Origin of the sequence: Ruminiclostridium sufflavum DSM 19573, from assembly GCF_003208175.1 — a bacterium.
GTDB lineage: Bacteria > Bacillota > Clostridia > Acetivibrionales > DSM-1351 > Ruminiclostridium > Ruminiclostridium sufflavum.
This window is the reverse complement of the sequence record NZ_QKMR01000005.1, coordinates 150069-168501: the sequence shown is the minus strand read 5'-3', so window position 1 is coordinate 168501 and position 18433 is coordinate 150069. Positions and strand designations below refer to the sequence as shown.

Below are 18433 nucleotides of genomic sequence, written 5' to 3'. Positions count from 1 at the left end.
TTAAACTATTTTGACGAAGAAAATGCACTTATTATAGATTTAACAACAGTACTTGCAATATTTATTATGCTAAGAACATTTTCCGCATTAACTGAAAATGAATCAAAAGTATCTGAAACATTGTCTTCAACCGTTGCAACTATAGAATTTGCCTTATCCATGGTTACCTTCGCACTGCCGGCAAGCTCATCTATACTTTTTACCGTTGCCGGCAATACCGTAAGTGTTTCTCCAATGCTCTCAGAGTTGCTTTCAATTATATCATTCACTTTATCTACAACCTTCAGGCAATTCTTAAGGAGTATAATCATAAAAACACCTACAACAACTGCAATGCAAAAGATTATAAACCAGGCAATTACTCTAAGGTCTACTGTAATACTCATAAGCAGCTTCCTTTCGTATTTAAAGAGCCAAAAAAGAAATCAAACTTTTTCAGCTTATGCTATGTAAATATCATTCCGCTTCCTTGGTTTCTTCAGCCTTATCAGATACATTTTCTTCTGCTGCCTCAGCAGCTGCACCACATGTGCACTTTTCCTTCTTTACCATTTCCTCAATTTTTTCTTTAGCAACGTTTAATCCATCTTTCACATTTTCCAGAGTTTGTTTTGTTGTCTTAGATATATCCTCTCTGGTTTCCTTGCCTGATTTAGGTGCTAATAATACACCGGCTGTAACCCCGACTGCAGTACCAATTCCGGCACCTATAGCAACATTTTTTGCTGTTTGTTTTTTTGATGGTTTCTTCTTCTGAAATAGATCTCTTAAATTCATTAATACAACCTCCTCAAAAAATTAGTTATAAAGCCAATTACTATAACCACAAGCGTAAGCCTCAAACCTGCAAGCCTCAAAAATATGTCCGGAAACACAATATCCGCTTAAAAAGCCAAGACTCATACTGTTAGTAATTTACAAGAATCACTTAATTTTTTTACAAATTTTACTAAACATATATACAATATTATACGTCTTTTATTTCAAAATTGATAGCTATATAAAAACTTATTTTTAAAATTTACAAATTAAACTCTATACAGCCTTTTCAACAACATTTTCCAATGCTCTGGCAAGCTGGTCGGGACATGACGTGCCTCTTCCCTGACAATTAATTCCTTTAAGCTTGCTTATTATATAATCCGCAGGCATTCCCTCTACCAGATTGCAAATTGCCTGAAGATTTCCTTCACAGCCTGAATTAAATTTAACCTCTTTAACTATTCCGCCGTCAATGCTGAAATCTATCTGCCTTGAGCAGGTTCCCCTTGTTCTGAAAACTATATGTTCCAAAGTGGCCTCCAAAATTCTCCGAAAAATTATGTTTAAACCAGTATAATTTATGTTCAGGCTTATGTCAAGAATACATGCCTTGCTCTCCCCCAAACCGCATGAAAAACCGGCTTAAAAGCTCAATCCTCCTGAAAGCGGCAAGTATCGTTCCGATATCTTGCCGTCAGAAGACCTGACCGTAATTCTTTTAGTAAATGTGTTGAGTATTGTGCGATTATACAAATTCTGTTAAACTATAAATACTCGGTTTGTTCAACTGATGTTTCTTTTTATTATAGTTTGAATATTTGATATTAATAGGCTTTATAAGCAAAAGGTTAAGGCTATTCCCCTATGAATGCCGATATGTTTAAATAAGTTATATTAAATATATAAATATAACTGTTAAATGCACACAAAAATCCAATACTTAGGAGGTACTCAATTGAATAACAATATAAATGTCTTATTTGCGTCATCTGAAGTTTTTCCCTTTGCCAAAACAGGAGGTCTGGGAGATGTTGCCGGTTCCTTGCCTAAAGCTATTTCTAAGCTTGGCACAGACATCAGAGTTGTTATGCCCAATTACGGCTGTATTGCTCAGAAGTACAAACAGTCAATGGAATATTTAGGATACATATATATTGACCTTTCATGGAGGCACCAATATTGTGGAATTTATAAGCTGGTTCATGATGAGATTACTTACTATTTTTTAGATAACGAATATTATTTTAACAGATGTGAGCTATACGGAGATTTTGATCAGGCTGAACAATTCACCTTTTTCAGTAAAGCTGTTATCGAAATACTGCCGCTTATCGGGTTCAAACCTGACATCATTCATTGCAATGACTGGCAAACCGGAGTCGTAAGCCTTCTATTAAAGGCAAACTACCGCTATATACCCTTTTACAGTAAAATAAAAACAGTATTTACTATTCACAATTTAAAATATCAGGGAGTATTTCCCAGCGACGTAATTCCAAATTTACTCGGAATAGATTGGCAATACTTTACTCCTTACGGAATTGAGTTTTACAATAATGTAAACTATATGAAAGCCGGCTTGGTTTATTCAGATTCTATCAGTACTGTCAGTCCAAGCTATGCACAGGAGATTAAAAACAGTTTTTACGGAGAAAACCTGAATTCCTTATTAATTCATCGCTCAAGTGATTTATACGGTATTCTTAACGGAATAGATTATGAAAAAAACGATCCTGCAACTGATAAAAGGCTTTATGCTAATTACTCCGCCGATAATTTATCAAATAAATACGAAAACCGGCGTCAGCTTCAGGAAGAACTGGATCTTCCTGTCAGGCCAGATGTTCCGGTTATAAGCATTATTTCCCGGTTGACCGCACAAAAGGGCTTTGATCTTATAGAATGCGTTCTTGACGAATTACTGCAAATGGATATTCAGCTGATTGTACTTGGAAAGGGTGACGAGCATTATAAGTGGGTTTTTGAAAATGCTGCCTACTGGCACAAGGATAAGGTATCTGCAAACATAACCTTCAGTGACACCTTGGCTCAAAGAATTTATGCAGGATCAGATATGTTTCTGATGCCGTCATTGTTTGAGCCTTGCGGTCTTGGCCAGATTTTCAGCTTCAGATACGGCTGCGTTCCCATAGTACGCGAAACAGGCGGATTAAACGATACCGTCCTGTCATACAATGAGACAACCGGTGAAGGAAACGGCTTCTCCTTTACAAGCTATAATGCACACGATATGCTCAATACAATAAGGCGGGCTGTTCATTTCTACAACAATAAAAAGGATATCTGGAATTTACTTATCCAAAGAGGTATGAAAGCCGACTTCAGTTGGGATAAATCCGCACATGAGTATTTGGCTATGTATCGTAAAACATTGTCTGGCCCAAACTGCATTCAAGGCTAGCTGAAAGGCAAAAGCCTGAACAGTAAATGCCTTTAGCCGTATTCAGAATTTTTAAGAGCACCTCTTATCAACGAAAAATTGAAGGAGGTGCCTTGATTATATCCGCAAAGCATTAATTCTCCATATGTTCTGTACACCTCAGTATAGAGCCCTATACAGCTTTCCGCATAAATGTACAGACATGCTTGCCAGATACAGGCAATATAGAAATTTTTCATTTATTATGATATAATTGTTACATTATTTCTTAAATAAGCTTTATTTTTTTATAATTTTACTAAAGATACGGGGAGGTTTTATGAATCCTATCGAAAGCAGAGAACTGGCAGAAAACAAAATAATATTACTATATATTATTAATAGCTTAGAAGCTCCTGTTTCCAACTTGCTTCTTACTAAAATAATATTGGAAAATAAACTAATGAACTATATCTTTTTGCAGCAATATCTTGATGAATTATGCGAAGGAAAGCTTTTGGAAAAAATCAGCACTGATGACAAGCTTTCATACAGAATATCTCCCGCCGGCAATCAAAGCTTGGATTACTTTGTTTCAATAATTGCCGCAGGCACAAAGTCAAGAATTGATGAGGCCCTTGCAAGCAACAAAAAACGTATAAAGAATGAGAACAGCATATCTTCTGATTACGTAGCAGTAAATGACAATGAATACCTTGTAAGCCTTAAGATAGTTGAAGGCACCTTCACATATATTGACTTGAAATTAACCGTCGGCAGCAAAAATGATGCAAAAAGGATTTGCGGCAACTGGAACCAAAATTCCGAAAAATTGTATAAAAAGATTTTATCAGATATTACAGCCCAAGATGAGCTGTAATCCTCTGAGAAAATCCTCCTTTGGTAAAAAGCCATAATTTATTGCTCACAGAAGCTTAGATTATGGTTGATTCCCCTTGCAAAGCATTCTTTTAACAATAGTTCAAGCTGGTGCTGAACAAAAGCCAGCCTTAAGCTTGCTATTTTTTTCTTGCCATAATCATCCTTGACATTATTCAAATATATTTCACATAGCTTGAAAAACTTATAAGTATTCTGAACCTTATCGACCAGAGATTTATCACTGATTATTTTTATGTCTGACGCTTGTATATATTCATAATTAATATTTTCGAATTTATCCTGCATTATATCCTTCACCTCTGTTCCCGGTATAAAAGCTTAAAGCTGCCGGAGCATTTTCCCGGCTTACAATTAAGCCTCAAAATAAAATACCTCTATATATATGCTTACTGTAATAATTAAATGCCTTTTTTATAAAAATTTTTTCTGGTTTGTAAATTAAAATACATATGTATATAATAAAATTTATATTGACTTGAGCAATTCTTGAGATTTTCCTTTTATAATTTATATCAGGAAAAACCAACCCAAGGTTATCTTTCGTTAAAAACAGATATTCTGCGGGATGAAGGCTTGAAAACCTACTACTATAAAGGAAGTCAATTTCTATCGGCTGAAAAGCAATATAACCGGCCTATAGTAATTGACCTTGGTAAAAGAATGAGTTATAAAATTTTACTGGTGGATGATGAAAAAGGCATTGTCACCATGATGAAAAGCTACTTTGAAATGTCCGGTTATCAGGTTTTTACTGCATATGACGGTAAAGAAGCCTTGCAAAAGGCATCAAACCATCCTGACATTGTATTGCTTGATATAAATATGCCTGAAATAGATGGTCTTACCGTATGCCGGCAGATACGTGAACATTTGCCATGTCCTATTTTATTTTTAACTGCCAGAATCGAAACAAACGACAAGATTAAAGGCCTTGGTGCCGGAGCCGATGACTATATTGTAAAGCCCTTTGATCTTGATGAATTGGGCGCAAGAGTAGCTGCCCATCTAAGACGTGAAAACCGCAGGCAGGAACAATCTGCCTTACGCTTTTTTGATAACATGACTATAGACTATGTGAAAAGAGAAATTTCAATTGGCGGAGCAACCGTTACACTTTCCAAAAAGGAATTTGATATTGTTGAGCTGCTTTCTGCAAACTGCGGGCAGGTGTTTGACCGGGAACGTATATACGACACAATATGGGGGTTAGAAGGTGATGGAAGCAGTGACACCATTATGGAGCACATCCGCAAAATAAGAGTAAAATTTTCAGCACTGTCAGCACATAAATATATCGAGACTGTATGGGGGGTGGGTTACAAATGGAACGGATAAAAAATGCAACCTTAAAGCAGTCCTTTTTTATAATTACAGTTTCCTTCCTCTTTGTTGGCATTTTACTTGGTATCGCTTCATTTATAGGCTGTTTAGTCTTGCGGGAAAAGCTCTTTGCTTCCGGAAACACTATCATTGAATTCGGAGACACATCCTCCGGAAGTATATCTGTTCATGCCGCCGAGATGCAGAATGACTGGCCCCTGATGGTATTATCACTTTTGCAGGCAGCACTTCCAATCTTATTTGCAGTTGTTTCTCTTTTAGCGGCAGATATCGTTTTTTATAAAATCAAGCTAAAGAGACCCATTGATATCCTAAAAAACAGCGCAGAAAGGATAAGGCATCAGGACTTGGATTTTACTGTTGTAAAGCACTCAAATGATGAACTGGGTGAGCTTAGCACCGCTTTTGAAACAATGCGGGCGGAACTGCTGAAAAACAACCGCAGCCTTTGGGCTCAAATGGAAGAACGGAAACGGTTAAATGCCGCATTTTCTCACGATTTAAGAAATCCTGTTACTGTTTTGAAGGGCTCTGCAAAATTACTTCAAAAGAAAATCGAGCAGGAAAAGCCAACAGATACAAAGATAGCAGATATTACTGATTTGATTTTACAATATTCCCGACGTGTTGAAACCTATGTTGAGGCAATGACAAACGCTCAAAAGCTTGAGGAAATGAAATATTCTCCGAGCCTTATTTTATGGCCGGCCTTTTCAGATAATTTAAAGGACAGCTTGAGTATATTGTGCTCAGGCACAGATAAAAAAATCAGCTTCTCATTCCATGGCACGGCTAAGCAGCTGTGGGCGGATCGGCATATCATTCTGAATACTGCCGAGAACCTGATATATAATGCAATCCGTTATGCAAAAGATAGTGTGTCGGTGGACATTTATGTTGAAAATACAAAGCTTTTATTAATTGTTTCCGACGATGGCCCCGGCTTCTCACCTCTAATTCTTCAAAAAGGCGCTGCTCCTTTCCTGCGTGATGATACTGCCGTCGGACAGGAGCATTTCGGTATGGGGCTTTATGTTTGCCGCCTTATGTGTGAGAAGCATGGCGGAAGCCTAGCTCTGGAAAATACATCAAGCGGCGCAAAAGCAACAGCAATCTTTTCTCTTTCAAAAAATTGAGGAAAAATTGAGATTTTTAAATTATACTTTCCTTAAACGAAGGTCAATTAATATCGGCTGAAACCTATTTGGTCAAAGCCAATTGGCCAAAGCATAATTGCTTTATGAATTAAGGAGAGTGATTTTTATGAATATTGAAACCAAGGAACTGTCAAAAATCTATGGCATTGGCGAAAGCCGCATTATTGCCCTTAATAAGGCCAATATAAAAATTAACGGAAATGACTTTATTTCCATTATGGGGCCGTCAGGCAGCGGAAAAAGCACACTGCTGCATCTCTTGTCTGGACTTGACAAACAAACCTCAGGAAGTCTTACCTACGACGGAAGAGACATCTATAGCTTCACCGACCGTCAGCTTTCCGCATTCCGCAGGCAGAAGATAGGCTTTATTTTTCAGCAATTCAATCTGCTTCCGGTACTTACCGCAAAGGAAAATATATATATGCCTCTGCTTCTGGATAAGCAAAAGCCGGATGAAGACTACCTGAAGCAGCTTGCCAATTTGCTTGGAATAGATGACAGGTTGACCCATCTGCCTCATGAATTATCCGGCGGACAGCAGCAGCGTGTTGCTATCGCCCGCGCATTGATTATGAAACCGGATATTATTTTTGCCGATGAACCGACCGGAAACCTTGATAGCAGAAGCAGCAACGAGGTCATGAATTTACTTTATAATATCTGGTCTTCAATGAAAAAAACAATTGTTTTAATCACCCATGACAGCCGCATTGCAAAAACAGCAAACCGGCAGTTTGTCATTGAGGACGGCATTCTTTCGGAGGTGACTGTTTAAATGAAATCATATCAAGCTCTGGCATGGAAAGAGCTTCTGGCGCAAAAAATGACTTCTGTTCTGATTTTGATTGCCATAGTTCTATCCACCATGATGACAACTATAATAGGTCAATCAATCGGTATTTTAAATGACATGCGGGTAAGGCAGGCAGCATGTCTGAACGGCAACAGATATGCAACCCTTCACCAGCTGTCGAAGGAACAGGCCGCCGCAATATCTGATGATAGCCGCCTTTCTTACTCCGGAACCACAATTTCTATAGGTACGGCAAATATTCAGGATAGCAGCCTTTCTATCCAGCTTCGTGAGTACGGGGATGCTGCACTGTCCGCATATAAAAGCAGCCTGCAGCTTGAAAGCGGTAAATTGCCTGATAATACAGGAGAAATCGCCTTGCCCCGGGATGTATTGTCAATGCTGAACTTTAGCGGAAGTCTTGGGGATACTATATCCCTAGATATTAATATATCACGTCTGCACGACACCGAAACCGGATATGCCTATTCTCAGAGCTTTACTCTCACAGGTATTCTGAAAGCAAACTATATCGGCTATGTAAACGGCATTACCACCGGCATCGTCGGCAAGGGTACGGCACAAAAGGTGCTTCCTGAAAAATATCAGCTTTATTCCGAGGATATTCGTGTTGCAGACAAAAAAAACTTCCAGAATACCATTGATGATCTGGCAGAAATCTACTCCATTCCGGATTATTGCATTCAGTATAACGACACCTTGCTTTCGGCACTTAGAATAAACTATCGGGAAAAGGCTTCCGGAGACGACTCCTCAGGCTTCTCCTTTATGACATTGGCAGGAATAGTGGTTGGTGTCCTTGTTCTCATGGCAGCAGGACTGGTTATATACAATATCTTGAAAATTGCAGTCACCAAAAAATCCAAGGAATACGGTACCTTGAGGGCTATAGGTGCGAACCGCGGCATGCTCAACACAATTGTGGTTTTACAGCTTATTTTGCTTTGCAGTATAGGTATTCCGGCGGGAATACTTTTAGGTCTGTTATCTTCTAAAGGAGTTACATCAGCTGCAGTTTCTCTGTTTTCTCCGGAAATTTTCATGGCAAGCTCATATAACGAATTATCAGAAATGATAGCCCAAAGTTCCGGTGGAAAGATTCTCCCGCTAGTCATCAGCGGAGCAATTACACTTGTTTTTGCTTTTATTGCTTCGTTACCTGCCGCACATTATGCCGCCAAGGTCCCGCCAACCACAGCAATGTCCGGCAGAATATCCCTAATAAAACGCAGAAACCGTAAAATCAAACACATCCTCAGCTTTGAATCATTTTACGCCCGTATGAATATGAAGCGTAACAGAGGCAGAACAGCTATTACAATTTTATCACTTATAATGAGTATTACTGTGTTTATCGCCTTGCAAAGTTTTTCAGGCCTTTTAGATACATCAGCAGCTGTACGGAAAATGCATCTTGGAGATTTTTCAGTCACGAACCAAACAGCAGGCTTTTCGCCGGAAGCAGTAAATAATTTGGCATCTGTTTCAGGTATCTCCTCTATCTCAACACTGAAATACAAATTATACATGCCTGATGAAAGTGGTAATATCCCAGATATAAAGCTGTCTGTTCAGCTTCAGCCGGGAGAAACCCTCCATATCGCCGGAATTGACGAACAGCGTATGCGTTCCTTGCTCCCGCTGCTTTCGCAGCAGGAAATACAGTCAGTTAAAGACGGTAAATCCTGTCTTATCAAAAATCCTGTGGCTATAGTGTACGGAGATACGGCCATTAGCTCAACAAAAATAGAAACAGGTGAGACAATTTCGTTAAACGGAAAACCCCTCAAAGTGTCAGGTATAATTGACAGTCCTGTTACTCCGGATAATGCCGGCTTCACAAACGGTGTTCAGATAATCGTATATGACACGGTATATGACAGCCTTACAGGTCAAAGGAACTATACAGAATTATATCCTTCCCTCTCAAATGACGCCGATTATAAAGCAGTAGAAAATGCAATTACGTCAATGTGTGAAAAATCCGGCGGCACATGGCTGTCCTATCAGGAAACAGACAGGCAGCTCCTTGAAAGCTATGAACAAATCCGCTTGCTTGCATGGGGACTTATCCTGCTTATCGGACTGATTGGTATTCTGAATATAATCAATACGGTTTACACAAATATCCATACGCGAATAGCCGAAATCGGTATACAGCGGGCAGTTGGAATGAGCATAGGAAGCCTCTATAAAACCTTTTTGTGGGAAGGTGCGTATTACGGCATAATTGCCGCTGCCGCAGGTACTATTACAGGATATATTTGCACTATACTTGCAAATGCCGCCGATTCAGATAAATTGCAGCTTGTCCCTCTGCCGGTTCTGCCAATGGCAGAAGCAGCCATTGTATCAATTGCAGCTTGTCTGATTGCCTCCTGTATACCTTTGAGGAAGATTGAAAGAATGAATATTGTTAATTTAATTGAATCAGTATAGTAATTTTTCTGATTTTATACGGGTATGGCGGGGCACTGCATTTCATAATAAACAATAGTGCTCCCGCTTTATCGGATATGCTTGTACACTGCACCGCAATAAGACTATCTGGGCAGCTCTATAACTGCGTTCTTTTCGGATTGCCTGTATAAAACAAACTTGCTTCCTATTACCTGAACAATTTGTGACTGTGTCAGCTCTGCAATTTCCTCACATACAAGCTTAGCGTCACACTCTGCATTTTTAAGTACTGTTGCCTTTATTAATTCTCTGGCCTCTAAGGCATCGGAAAATTGTTTAAGCATGTTGTCATTTATCCCGCCCTTACCAATCTGAAATATCGGCTGAATGTTATTTGCAAGTGCTCTCAAGTAGCTTCTCTGCTTTCCTGTCAGCATATTTTCCTCCTATATGCGATTAACTCAATTATTTTGAGTAATCAAACTCCGTATCGTAAATTCGAACAGTATCGCCTTCATGGATACCCATCTCTTCAAGAGCTGAAATAACACCCTTTTTCTTCAGAGCCCTCTGGAAATACTGAAGTGATTCAAAATTAGTCATATTAGTTGAACCCAGAACCTTCCTCAGCCAATTTCCCTCCACAACATACACACCGTCTTCAATGTGAATTTCAAAAGGCCTTTCTTCCCTTGCGGTATATATAACCTCTTCATCCTTGTTTTCTTCCAATAAAATAGTATCCGGAAGTGTACTGAGCGTATTTGAAACATAGTACATGAGTTCCTTCAAGCCCTTGTTCGTAGCGGCTGAAATGCCGAATACCCTGTATCCTCTGTTCTCTAATTCTGCTTTGAATGAAGCATAATTTTCTTCCGAGCCGGGAATATCCAATTTGTTTGCAGCCACAATCTGCGGTCTGGACGCAAGCAAGGCATTATATCTTTCCAATTCCTCATTAATAGTTTCAAAATCTTCTATTGCAGTTCGGCCCTCAATCCCGGATACATCAACAACATGCACCAGTAATTTGGTTCTCTCAACATGCTTTAAAAATTCATGTCCAAGCCCGACTCCCTCGCTGGCACCCTCAATCAATCCCGGAATATCTGCTATTACAAAGCTCTTCCCCTGCTCAATCTGCACTACCCCCAGATTGGGCACTAATGTTGTAAAATGATAGTTTGCTATTTTAGGCTTCGCGGCAGAAACCATTGATAATATAGTTGATTTCCCCACATTTGGAAAGCCTATTAATCCCACATCTGCAATTACCTTCATTTCAAGAATCAAAGAGTAATCTTCACCTAAATCACCGCTCTTTGCAAAGTTTGGAATCTGTCTGGTAGGAGTGGCAAAATGCTGATTCCCTTTTCCGCCTTTTCCGCCTTTCGCGATAACACATTTTTGCCCGGACTTTATCATATCAACAAGTACAATTCCTGTTGTATCATCCTTAACCATTGTCCCCGGCGGAACTTTGATAATCAAATCCTCTCCGTTTTTTCCGGAGCAGTTTGAAGTACCTCCATCCTCACCTGCTTGAGCCTTAAAATTCTTTTTATATTTAAAGTCGATTAAGGTATTCAGACCTTCCTCCACCTCAAATATAACGTCGCCGCCTTTTCCCCCGTCTCCTCCGTCAGGGCCTCCGGCCGCCACATACTTTTCACGGTGAAATGAAACGCATCCATTTCCGCCATTTCCAGCCTTAACATTTATTCTGGCACTATCTTTAAACATCTCTATCTCCGTTTCCAGTTTGGATAAGTTTATTGTCCTTATTATCTGCTGCTTATTACTTATACTAACCGCCAATAACTTTATAAATATATCAAAAAGGTAGAAAATGCATATCACATTTTCTACCTCTTATAATTCCACTAATGCGATAATATTAAGTCAATTACTATCGGCCAAAAAGAACAGCTGCTATCGGTCGACAGTTTAGACCTAAGGCTAAAGCCTCCTTAAAAAACGATATCCTAGCCGCGAAGGCTTGAACCGTAATTGACTTTAGTCAGCAGCTACAATCTTAACCTGCTTCTTGTCTCTGCCAAGTCTTGCGAACTTAACCTTTCCATCCTTTAATGCAAATAAGGTATCATCCTTACCAATACCTACATTATCACCGGGATGAATTTTTGTACCTCTTTGACGAACAAGAATGTTTCCTGCCAGTACAAACTGACCGTCAGCTCTTTTTACGCCAAGTCTTTGCGCCGCACTGTCACGACCGTTTCTGGAACTACCAACACCCTTTTTATGAGCAAAAAGTTGTAAATTAACCTTTATCATGAGACTACACCTCCTCATCCATTACCTTCACATAGTCCGGATAAGCATATTCTATCTGTTTGAACCCTATTTCCGCTGTTGCCATAATAATATTGGCATCATGTATCAATTCTGGCGGTATGTCCATGTCTAATTTACATGAAATAATCCCCCATCTATGCTGCCTGTAAAACTTCTTCAAGCCTATAAGCTCCTTTATAGCCCCTATTGCGGTAAAAGAAACTGCTGAAACGGCTGAGCATACAATATCACTGCCTATCTCGGCATACCCTGAGTGTCCTTTTACAGTAAACTTTCTGATATTACCTGCTAAATCCTTACCTATATTAATTTTAATCATTACCTTGTTATTCCTCAAACATTAATCTTTTCAATCTGAACCTTTGTATAAGGCTGTCTGTGACCTTGCTTCTTCTTTATGTTCTTTTTGGGTTTGTAATGGAAAACTGTGATTTTCTCACCCTTGCCATGATTAAGAACCTTTGCGCTAACAGAAACAGACTCTAATGTCGGAGCTCCGAAGTTAACTGCTCCGTCCTTGGATACTGCAAGAACTTTATCAAAAGTAACTGCTGCTCCCTCTTCAGCAAAAAGCTTTTCAACGAAAACAACATCGCCTTCCTGAACCTTATACTGTTTACCGCCAGTCATTATAATTGCGTACATGAATACACCTCCTACTAACAATCTCGCCGGCAAAATGACATTTACACATCACAGGCAACAGCTCAAAAAATCAAATACCTATCAGACTTTATAAGCTATATTTAACAAGCCCTGGCCGAGCGGCTACCGATATATTTTAGCATAGCAAGGAATCAATGTCAATCATTTTGATTCTAAGTCCATTTGATTTCAAATCATGGGCAGAAGAAATTAAGATTTTAATCTCCGCTTTTTTTGGGGTATACGCTTCTTTAATTTTATCAATATTATCCTCGACAATGGATATGACAGAGGGATGTACTTCCAGCTCTACCTCCCTTGCCTTGGAGGTGCTCAGATATTCCTTTATTTTTTTCAAAACCTCCATTGCATTTGTTTCGGAAGTATGCACTTTTCCTATTCCTTCACAGAGGGGGCAATCACAGGTCATAATTGTAGAAAGCTCTTGTCTTATCTTCTTTCTGGTCATTTCCACCAGCCCCAGCTGAGTCATTCCCAGAACTATGGCTTTTGTTTTGTCACTCTTCAAGCACTGCTTCAGCGAATCAAGCACCATTTGCTGGTGTTCGCAGTCATTCATATCAATAAAATCAATTATAACTATTCCGCCAATATCTCTCAAACGCAGCTGCTTTGCGATTTCTCTTGTAGCTTCTATATTGGTTTTCAGAACTGTATCCTCTAAATTATTGCTGCCTACAAACTTGCCTGTATTCACATCAATTACAGTAAGCGCTTCCGTTTTATCAATAATCAGGTACCCCCCGCATTTCAGCCAGACCTTTCTGGACAGGGCTCTTTGTATTTTTGTCTCTATCTGATAATAATCAAAAATCTCATAATCCTTCTGAAATAATTCAACTCTGTTTTTTAAGGCAGGTGATATCATTTCCACTAATTCAAGTACCTTGCAATATTCCTTTTCATCGTTTATAACAAATTTGGCTATTTCCCATGTAAATAAGTCTCTCACCGACCTATAGACCAGATTAACCTCCTTATGAAGGCAACGGGGAACAGACCCGCAGCTCTCCTGCTGCTTAATTTTCCCCCATAGCCTTGTAAGGAAGGCCACATCCTCAACAAAATCTTCCTCATCCTTCCCCTCGGATACAGTGCGGACAATCAAGCCCATATTTTCAGGCTTGAGCTTTTCCGCTATTTTTTTAAGCTTTTGCCTTTCCTCGTCATTTTCTATTCTGCGGGAAATCCCCACATAATCGGCATTTGGAAGCAAAACAAGGTTTCTTCCGGGAAGAGTTATATGTGTTGACACTCTTGGCCCTTTAGTTCCGATCGGCTCCTTTATTACCTGAACAGTCAGCTCCTGTCCCACCTTCAGAATATCCGAAATGCTATACTCCTCGTAATCTCTGTAAGCATCCGTTTCATCATCAGAATAATCCTTTTGCGGAATTGCATCACCCACATATAAAAAAGCATTTTTTTCGTAACCAATGTCAATAAATGCAGCCTGCATACCCGGTAAAACACTGCTGACTTTGCCTCTGTAAATATTGCCCACAAGCCCCTGATGACTTGTTCTCTCAATATGAATCTCAGCAAGCTCTTTGTCCTCAAGTATGCCAACTCTTATTTCTGCCGCATTGACATCCACAATCATTTCATTAATCATCCAATCACCTCAAATGTAACTATAAAACAAGCCCGTCCATTGGATCTAGAAGTTGGTCCTGAGCCTTGACAAATAACTTTGTCCTATGAATTCTATCAATGTCGTAATCAAGCTTCAAATAATCAAAAAAAGAAGCAATCAAGAGATCCGGCTTCAAATTTGCTTTGCTTCCGGCACTGACTAACATGTTAAATTTAATTATATTAAATGTGCCGCAGGGCTGCAGTTCAAAGCTCAGGTCGTAAATCATATCCTTTATATTTGTATCTTTCATGCCGCTTTTAGTTCTTTTTTTGACAACTATCTCATTCTGGGCAAGATATTTCTGAATACTTGATTTAATATTTTTCTCGGTGCATTCTGATTTGGTTCCCACAACAACGGAATACTCAGAAGCGGCTATCGTAGCCATTATATTTTCTTTTGACCTTCTGGCTTTTACGGACAATATTCCCAGTCCCTGAGGAAGCTGGGCATTAAGTCTGTCTGCAAACTCATTCACAGAAATACTGTCATCGGTTATTTCAAATTCCCCATATTCAGCTTCACTTGTAACCCCAACACTGAGCGGCAGCCCAAAAACCATGCCCGGATGCGGATTGAAGCCCTGTGAATATGCAATAGGAAGCTTTGCCCTTCTTATTGCACGTTCAAATACCTTCATCAAGTCAAGATGTGAAATAAACTTTACCTCATCACCACGTTTAAATTTAGCACGAATATTAACCAAGGCTGTCACCTCCACAAATACCGCTTTCGAATACGGCGGCACCGCATCCTCCGCAATTTTTTCTGCAGTTTGGCGTTATCTTTCCATCATGAGCCCTTTTACTTTCATTTATTAAAAATTTCTTTGTTACTCCTACATCTATATGATCCCACGGTAAAATTTCATCATATTCTCTTTTGCGCACGGCATAAAAATACGGGTCAACGCCGCATTCGGAAAAGGCCTGCATCCATATATCGTACTTGAAGTATTCCCCCCAGCCGTCAAACCTGCAGCCCAGTTCCCATGCCTTGATTAAAACCTTGCATATTCTTCTGTCTCCGCGTGCAAATACAGCTTCAAGAAAACTCAGCTTATTTTCATGATAATTGTATGTTACCTGTTTTGAGCGTATTCTGCCTTTTAAAAACCTCTGCTTTTCAGAAACACCTTCCCGGCTTTCCTGAGCTTCCCACTGAAACGGAGTAAAAGCCTTTGGAACAAATGTGGACGTACTTACAGTCACATTTAAGCCTTTGCCCTTCTTTTCCATCGGCACCCTCTTATATGCATTCACAACCTTATAAGCCAGATCCGCAATCCCTTCCACATCCTCAAAGGTCTCTGTCGGCAAGCCAAGCATAAAATACAGCTTCACACCGTGCCAGCCTCCATTAAATGCAAGTGAAACGGCACTTAGCAAATCCTCCTCCGTAACACCTTTATTAATTACATCCCTAAGTCTCTGAGTTCCTGCTTCAGGAGCAAAGGTCAGTCCGCTCTTTCTCACCTTCTGAGCCTTTTCCATCAAATCCATTGAGAATGAATCCAGTCTGAGGGACGGAAGCGATAAACCAACCTTTCTCTCATCCATTTCATCTATAAGCTCTGTTGTCAGCTCTTCCAATTCGCTGTAATCGCTGGTGCTGAGCGATGTAAGTGAGATTTCCTCATAGCCTGTGCTTTCCTCCAGCTTTTTAGCCAATTCCATCAATCTTTCATGGCTCTTTTCTCTTACAGGCCTGTATATAAATCCTGCCTGACAAAATCTGCAGCCTCTTATACAGCCTCTGAAAACCTCCAGCATTATCCTGTCATGTACAATGTCAGTATATGGAACAACTATTTTATCAGGGTAAAAAACCTTATCCATATCGTGAATAATGCGCTTTCTTATCTTCACCGGATACTGGGGCTTTAACGGATTAAAGCTTTTAATAGTGCCATTTTCCTTATATTCAAACTCATAAAACGAAGGCACATAAATACCTTCGATACCCGCAATATCTTCAAGAAAGTCAGTTCTGGACCTTCCAGTACCCTTCCATCCCGCATAAGCATCCATAACTTCATTTATAATTTCTTCACCCTCACCCATCATAAAGAAATCAATTATATCGGCAAGAGGCTCCGGGTTATATGCGCATGGTCCCCCCGCGCACACGAAAGGGTCGTTGTCCTTTCTGTTATCGGCTGTAATTGGTATTCCAGCCAAATCAAGCATATTTAATATGTTTGAAAAGCTCATTTCATACTGCAGTGTAAAACCGGCGAAATCAAAATTTTTTATTTCATCCTTAGTTTCCAACGAATACAAAGGTATGCCATTTTCACGCATTTTCGCTTCCATATCTGTCCATGGTGCAAAAACTCTTTCACAATAGCAGTCCTCTCTTTCATTCAATAAATGATATAAAATTTTCATTCCGAGGTGAGACATGCCTATTTCATAAGTATCCGGAAAGCAAAACGCAAATCGTATATTAACGTTTCGGGGATCCTTAATAACGCTATTCCACTCATTTCCTGTATATCTTGAAGGTTTTTCAACACTTTTAAGCAACCCGTCTGATAACCTTACGCTCATTTTTATCTCCGTTTCTGATTTGTGAATATTGTGACATACTTTATGGCAGTATTATTATACCGCAAAAATATAAGCGCTCCCCCATAATGTGAAAGTCGCTTATAATAGTGGTCGGAGTGACTGGATTTGAACCAGCAACCTCTTGCTCCCGAAGCAAGCACCCTACCGTTGGGCTACACCCCGAAATATTTACATAATGTGTATATACCGCTTCTACATATAACAGCAGCACACAACATTAATTGTTAAATAACTCTTTACATTTTATAACTAACTGAAGAATTTTGCAATACCCGTAAATAAATAATTGCTATTTTTATCTGCTTTTTTATATAAATTCAGAGCGACTTTTCAAAAAACTAATTATATTTATAATTTTCCGGCACACTGCTTCTGTGAGTACAAAGCCTGACAGCTCAATTTTTCAGAATACCCTGTTATATTCTTCTGTTTTTATATAATAAATTATTCACATATTATATCTTTATCTTTTTAAATTCATCAGTTTTTTGGCTTATAAAATCCACAACCTGCTTATGCTCGGCTTTTCCATTGCCTGATATGTAAACAGGCTCTCCAAAGCTAATACATATAGGTTCTTTTCTTCTCACCGGTCCAATATCCTTAATCAGCCTTCCATTACCCCAGAAATCAGTCTTTATGGCAACAGGTATAACGGGGACTCCTGCTTCTTTTGCAAGCTTAATACCCATTGAATTAAATTTTCCCGGTTCAAATTCCGCACGTCTTGTACCTTCTGGAAACAGCACAACTGAAATCCCCTTTAAAATAGTCTCCTTGCCCTGATTAATGACCTTGACCAAATCCTGTCTGGAATTTTTCCTTGAAACAATAATCGCCTCAAGACTGCTCATTATAGGGCCAAACGCAGGAATAGAGAGAAGATTATCCTTGATAACAAAGGTTATCTTTTTAATGGGTACTATAATGCATGGAAACACAAAGGTTTCAAGAGTACTCATATGGTTGCTGACAAAAACGACAGGCCCTTCTGTTTTTCTTATATTGTCCATACCGTCAATAAACAACCTGCCGCCGCAATTTTCAATATTCTGAAAAGTCTTGTAGCTGGATACGGAAAACTCCTCCATATCAAAGCTCCCCTTGCCAACTAATCTCCTCGCCTGCAAAACCACCTTGATATAAGTATATACAAAATACCATCTTGTATTTAAAAAAAGCTTATCAAAAATATTTCTTTTATCTCCGTTTGTCTGATACTTATCTCCGAAAAAAAACTCCTTGCTCAAAAAATCACATCCCACTCGAAAAATTATATTACAAGGTCAATTACACTTAACAGCCTTGTCTAAAAAAAATCCGGACAGCAGAAACAGCCCAAGCCAGACTATGAGCCGGCAGCAATTGGCTTTCAGCCATTCAACTTATTATATATCACAAATTTTGCAATGTCTACAAAATATCTATATATCATATATATGCAGTTCAATACTTTTCAATTCTATCTTGTTAACC

Annotated in this window: 19 protein-coding genes and 1 tRNA gene; 6 read left to right on the top strand and 14 right to left on the bottom strand. The window is 39.2% G+C overall.

The window, feature by feature from the left end; genetic code table 11:
- Positions 1 to 5 precede the first annotated feature (5 nt).
- From LY28_RS05895 to LY28_RS05885, 3 genes are all read right to left on the bottom strand, one after another.
- Positions 6 to 386 (bottom strand): hypothetical protein, encoded by a 381-nt coding sequence (locus LY28_RS05895; protein ID WP_110461254.1) that lies wholly within the window; start codon positions 384 to 386, stop codon positions 6 to 8.
- A 70-nt stretch (positions 387 to 456) separates the two neighbouring features.
- Positions 457 to 777 (bottom strand): YtxH domain-containing protein, encoded by a 321-nt coding sequence (locus tag LY28_RS05890; protein WP_110461253.1) that lies wholly within the window; start codon positions 775 to 777, stop codon positions 457 to 459.
- A 258-nt stretch (positions 778 to 1035) separates the two neighbouring features.
- Entirely contained in the window at positions 1036 to 1284 is a 249-nt protein-coding gene (locus tag LY28_RS05885; protein WP_110461303.1) for a TIGR03905 family TSCPD domain-containing protein, read from the bottom strand.
- A 445-nt stretch (positions 1285 to 1729) separates the two neighbouring features.
- On the opposite strand from LY28_RS05885, the gene glgA reads away from it, so the two are divergent.
- Positions 1730 to 3184 (top strand): glycogen synthase GlgA, encoded by a 1455-nt coding sequence (gene glgA / locus LY28_RS05880; protein WP_207658059.1) that lies wholly within the window; start codon positions 1730 to 1732, stop codon positions 3182 to 3184.
- Between the two features lie 298 nt (positions 3185 to 3482).
- The gene (locus tag LY28_RS05870) at positions 3483 to 4022 is read left to right on the top strand and encodes a DUF4364 family protein (protein WP_110461250.1); all 540 of its coding nucleotides are present in this window, start codon (positions 3483 to 3485) and stop codon (positions 4020 to 4022) included.
- A gap of 38 nt (positions 4023 to 4060) precedes the next feature.
- On the opposite strand, the gene LY28_RS05865 is transcribed toward LY28_RS05870, so the two are convergent.
- A complete protein-coding gene (locus tag LY28_RS05865; protein ID WP_110461249.1) occupies positions 4061 to 4330 on the bottom strand; it encodes a hypothetical protein in 270 nt (89 codons plus the stop codon).
- A gap of 201 nt (positions 4331 to 4531) precedes the next feature.
- On the opposite strand from LY28_RS05865, the gene LY28_RS05860 reads away from it, so the two are divergent.
- The 4 genes from LY28_RS05860 (at position 4532) to LY28_RS05845 (ending at position 9799) form a co-directional block, all read left to right on the top strand.
- Positions 4532 to 5380 carry a response regulator transcription factor gene (locus LY28_RS05860; protein WP_479692071.1) on the top strand — a complete coding sequence of 283 codons (849 nt, stop codon included), beginning with the start codon at positions 4532 to 4534 and terminating at the stop codon, positions 5378 to 5380.
- On the top strand, positions 5368 to 6522 hold the full coding sequence (locus LY28_RS05855; protein WP_165835506.1) for a HAMP domain-containing sensor histidine kinase: 1155 nt from the start codon (positions 5368 to 5370) through the stop codon (positions 6520 to 6522). Before LY28_RS05860 ends, LY28_RS05855 begins: the two co-directional genes overlap by 13 nt.
- A 127-nt stretch (positions 6523 to 6649) precedes the next feature.
- Entirely contained in the window at positions 6650 to 7321 is a 672-nt protein-coding gene (locus LY28_RS05850; RefSeq protein ID WP_110461247.1) for an ABC transporter ATP-binding protein, read from the top strand.
- A complete protein-coding gene (locus LY28_RS05845; protein ID WP_110461246.1) occupies positions 7322 to 9799 on the top strand; it encodes an ABC transporter permease in 2478 nt (825 codons plus the stop codon).
- 104 nt (positions 9800 to 9903) lie between these two features.
- Here LY28_RS05845 and yhbY read toward each other — a convergent pair whose 3' ends face one another.
- From yhbY to LY28_RS05795, 10 genes are all read right to left on the bottom strand, one after another.
- Positions 9904 to 10197, bottom strand: coding sequence for a ribosome assembly RNA-binding protein YhbY (yhbY, locus tag LY28_RS05840; RefSeq protein ID WP_110461245.1), 294 nt, complete (start codon positions 10195 to 10197; stop codon positions 9904 to 9906).
- Positions 10198 to 10225: 28 nt separating this feature from the next.
- Positions 10226 to 11503, bottom strand: coding sequence for a GTPase ObgE (gene obgE / locus LY28_RS05835; protein WP_110461301.1), 1278 nt, complete (start codon positions 11501 to 11503; stop codon positions 10226 to 10228).
- 273 nt (positions 11504 to 11776) lie between these two features.
- Positions 11777 to 12058, bottom strand: a complete 282-nt coding sequence (rpmA, locus tag LY28_RS05830; RefSeq protein ID WP_110461244.1) for a 50S ribosomal protein L27 — start codon at positions 12056 to 12058, stop codon at positions 11777 to 11779.
- Between the two features lie 4 nt (positions 12059 to 12062).
- Entirely contained in the window at positions 12063 to 12398 is a 336-nt protein-coding gene (locus LY28_RS05825; protein ID WP_110461243.1) for a ribosomal-processing cysteine protease Prp, read from the bottom strand.
- A 14-nt stretch (positions 12399 to 12412) separates the two neighbouring features.
- A complete protein-coding gene (rplU, locus tag LY28_RS05820) occupies positions 12413 to 12724 on the bottom strand; it encodes a 50S ribosomal protein L21 (protein WP_110461242.1) in 312 nt (103 codons plus the stop codon).
- 136 nt (positions 12725 to 12860) lie between these two features.
- Positions 12861 to 14360: an Rne/Rng family ribonuclease gene (locus LY28_RS05815; protein WP_110461241.1), complete on the bottom strand. Its 1500-nt coding sequence runs from the start codon at positions 14358 to 14360 to the stop codon at positions 12861 to 12863.
- A gap of 19 nt (positions 14361 to 14379) precedes the next feature.
- Positions 14380 to 15132 (bottom strand): TIGR03936 family radical SAM-associated protein, encoded by a 753-nt coding sequence (locus LY28_RS05810; protein ID WP_479692070.1) that lies wholly within the window; start codon positions 15130 to 15132, stop codon positions 14380 to 14382.
- Positions 15083 to 16936 carry a TIGR03960 family B12-binding radical SAM protein gene (locus LY28_RS05805; protein WP_110461239.1) on the bottom strand — a complete coding sequence of 618 codons (1854 nt, stop codon included), beginning with the start codon at positions 16934 to 16936 and terminating at the stop codon, positions 15083 to 15085. The genes LY28_RS05810 and LY28_RS05805 overlap by 50 nt, the downstream gene beginning before the upstream one ends.
- Positions 16937 to 17044: 108 nt before the next feature.
- Positions 17045 to 17119 (bottom strand) — tRNA-Pro (locus tag LY28_RS05800).
- 293 nt (positions 17120 to 17412) lie between these two features.
- The gene (locus tag LY28_RS05795) at positions 17413 to 18207 is read right to left on the bottom strand and encodes a lysophospholipid acyltransferase family protein (protein WP_110461238.1); all 795 of its coding nucleotides are present in this window, start codon (positions 18205 to 18207) and stop codon (positions 17413 to 17415) included.
- Positions 18208 to 18433: the final 226 nt, after the last annotated feature.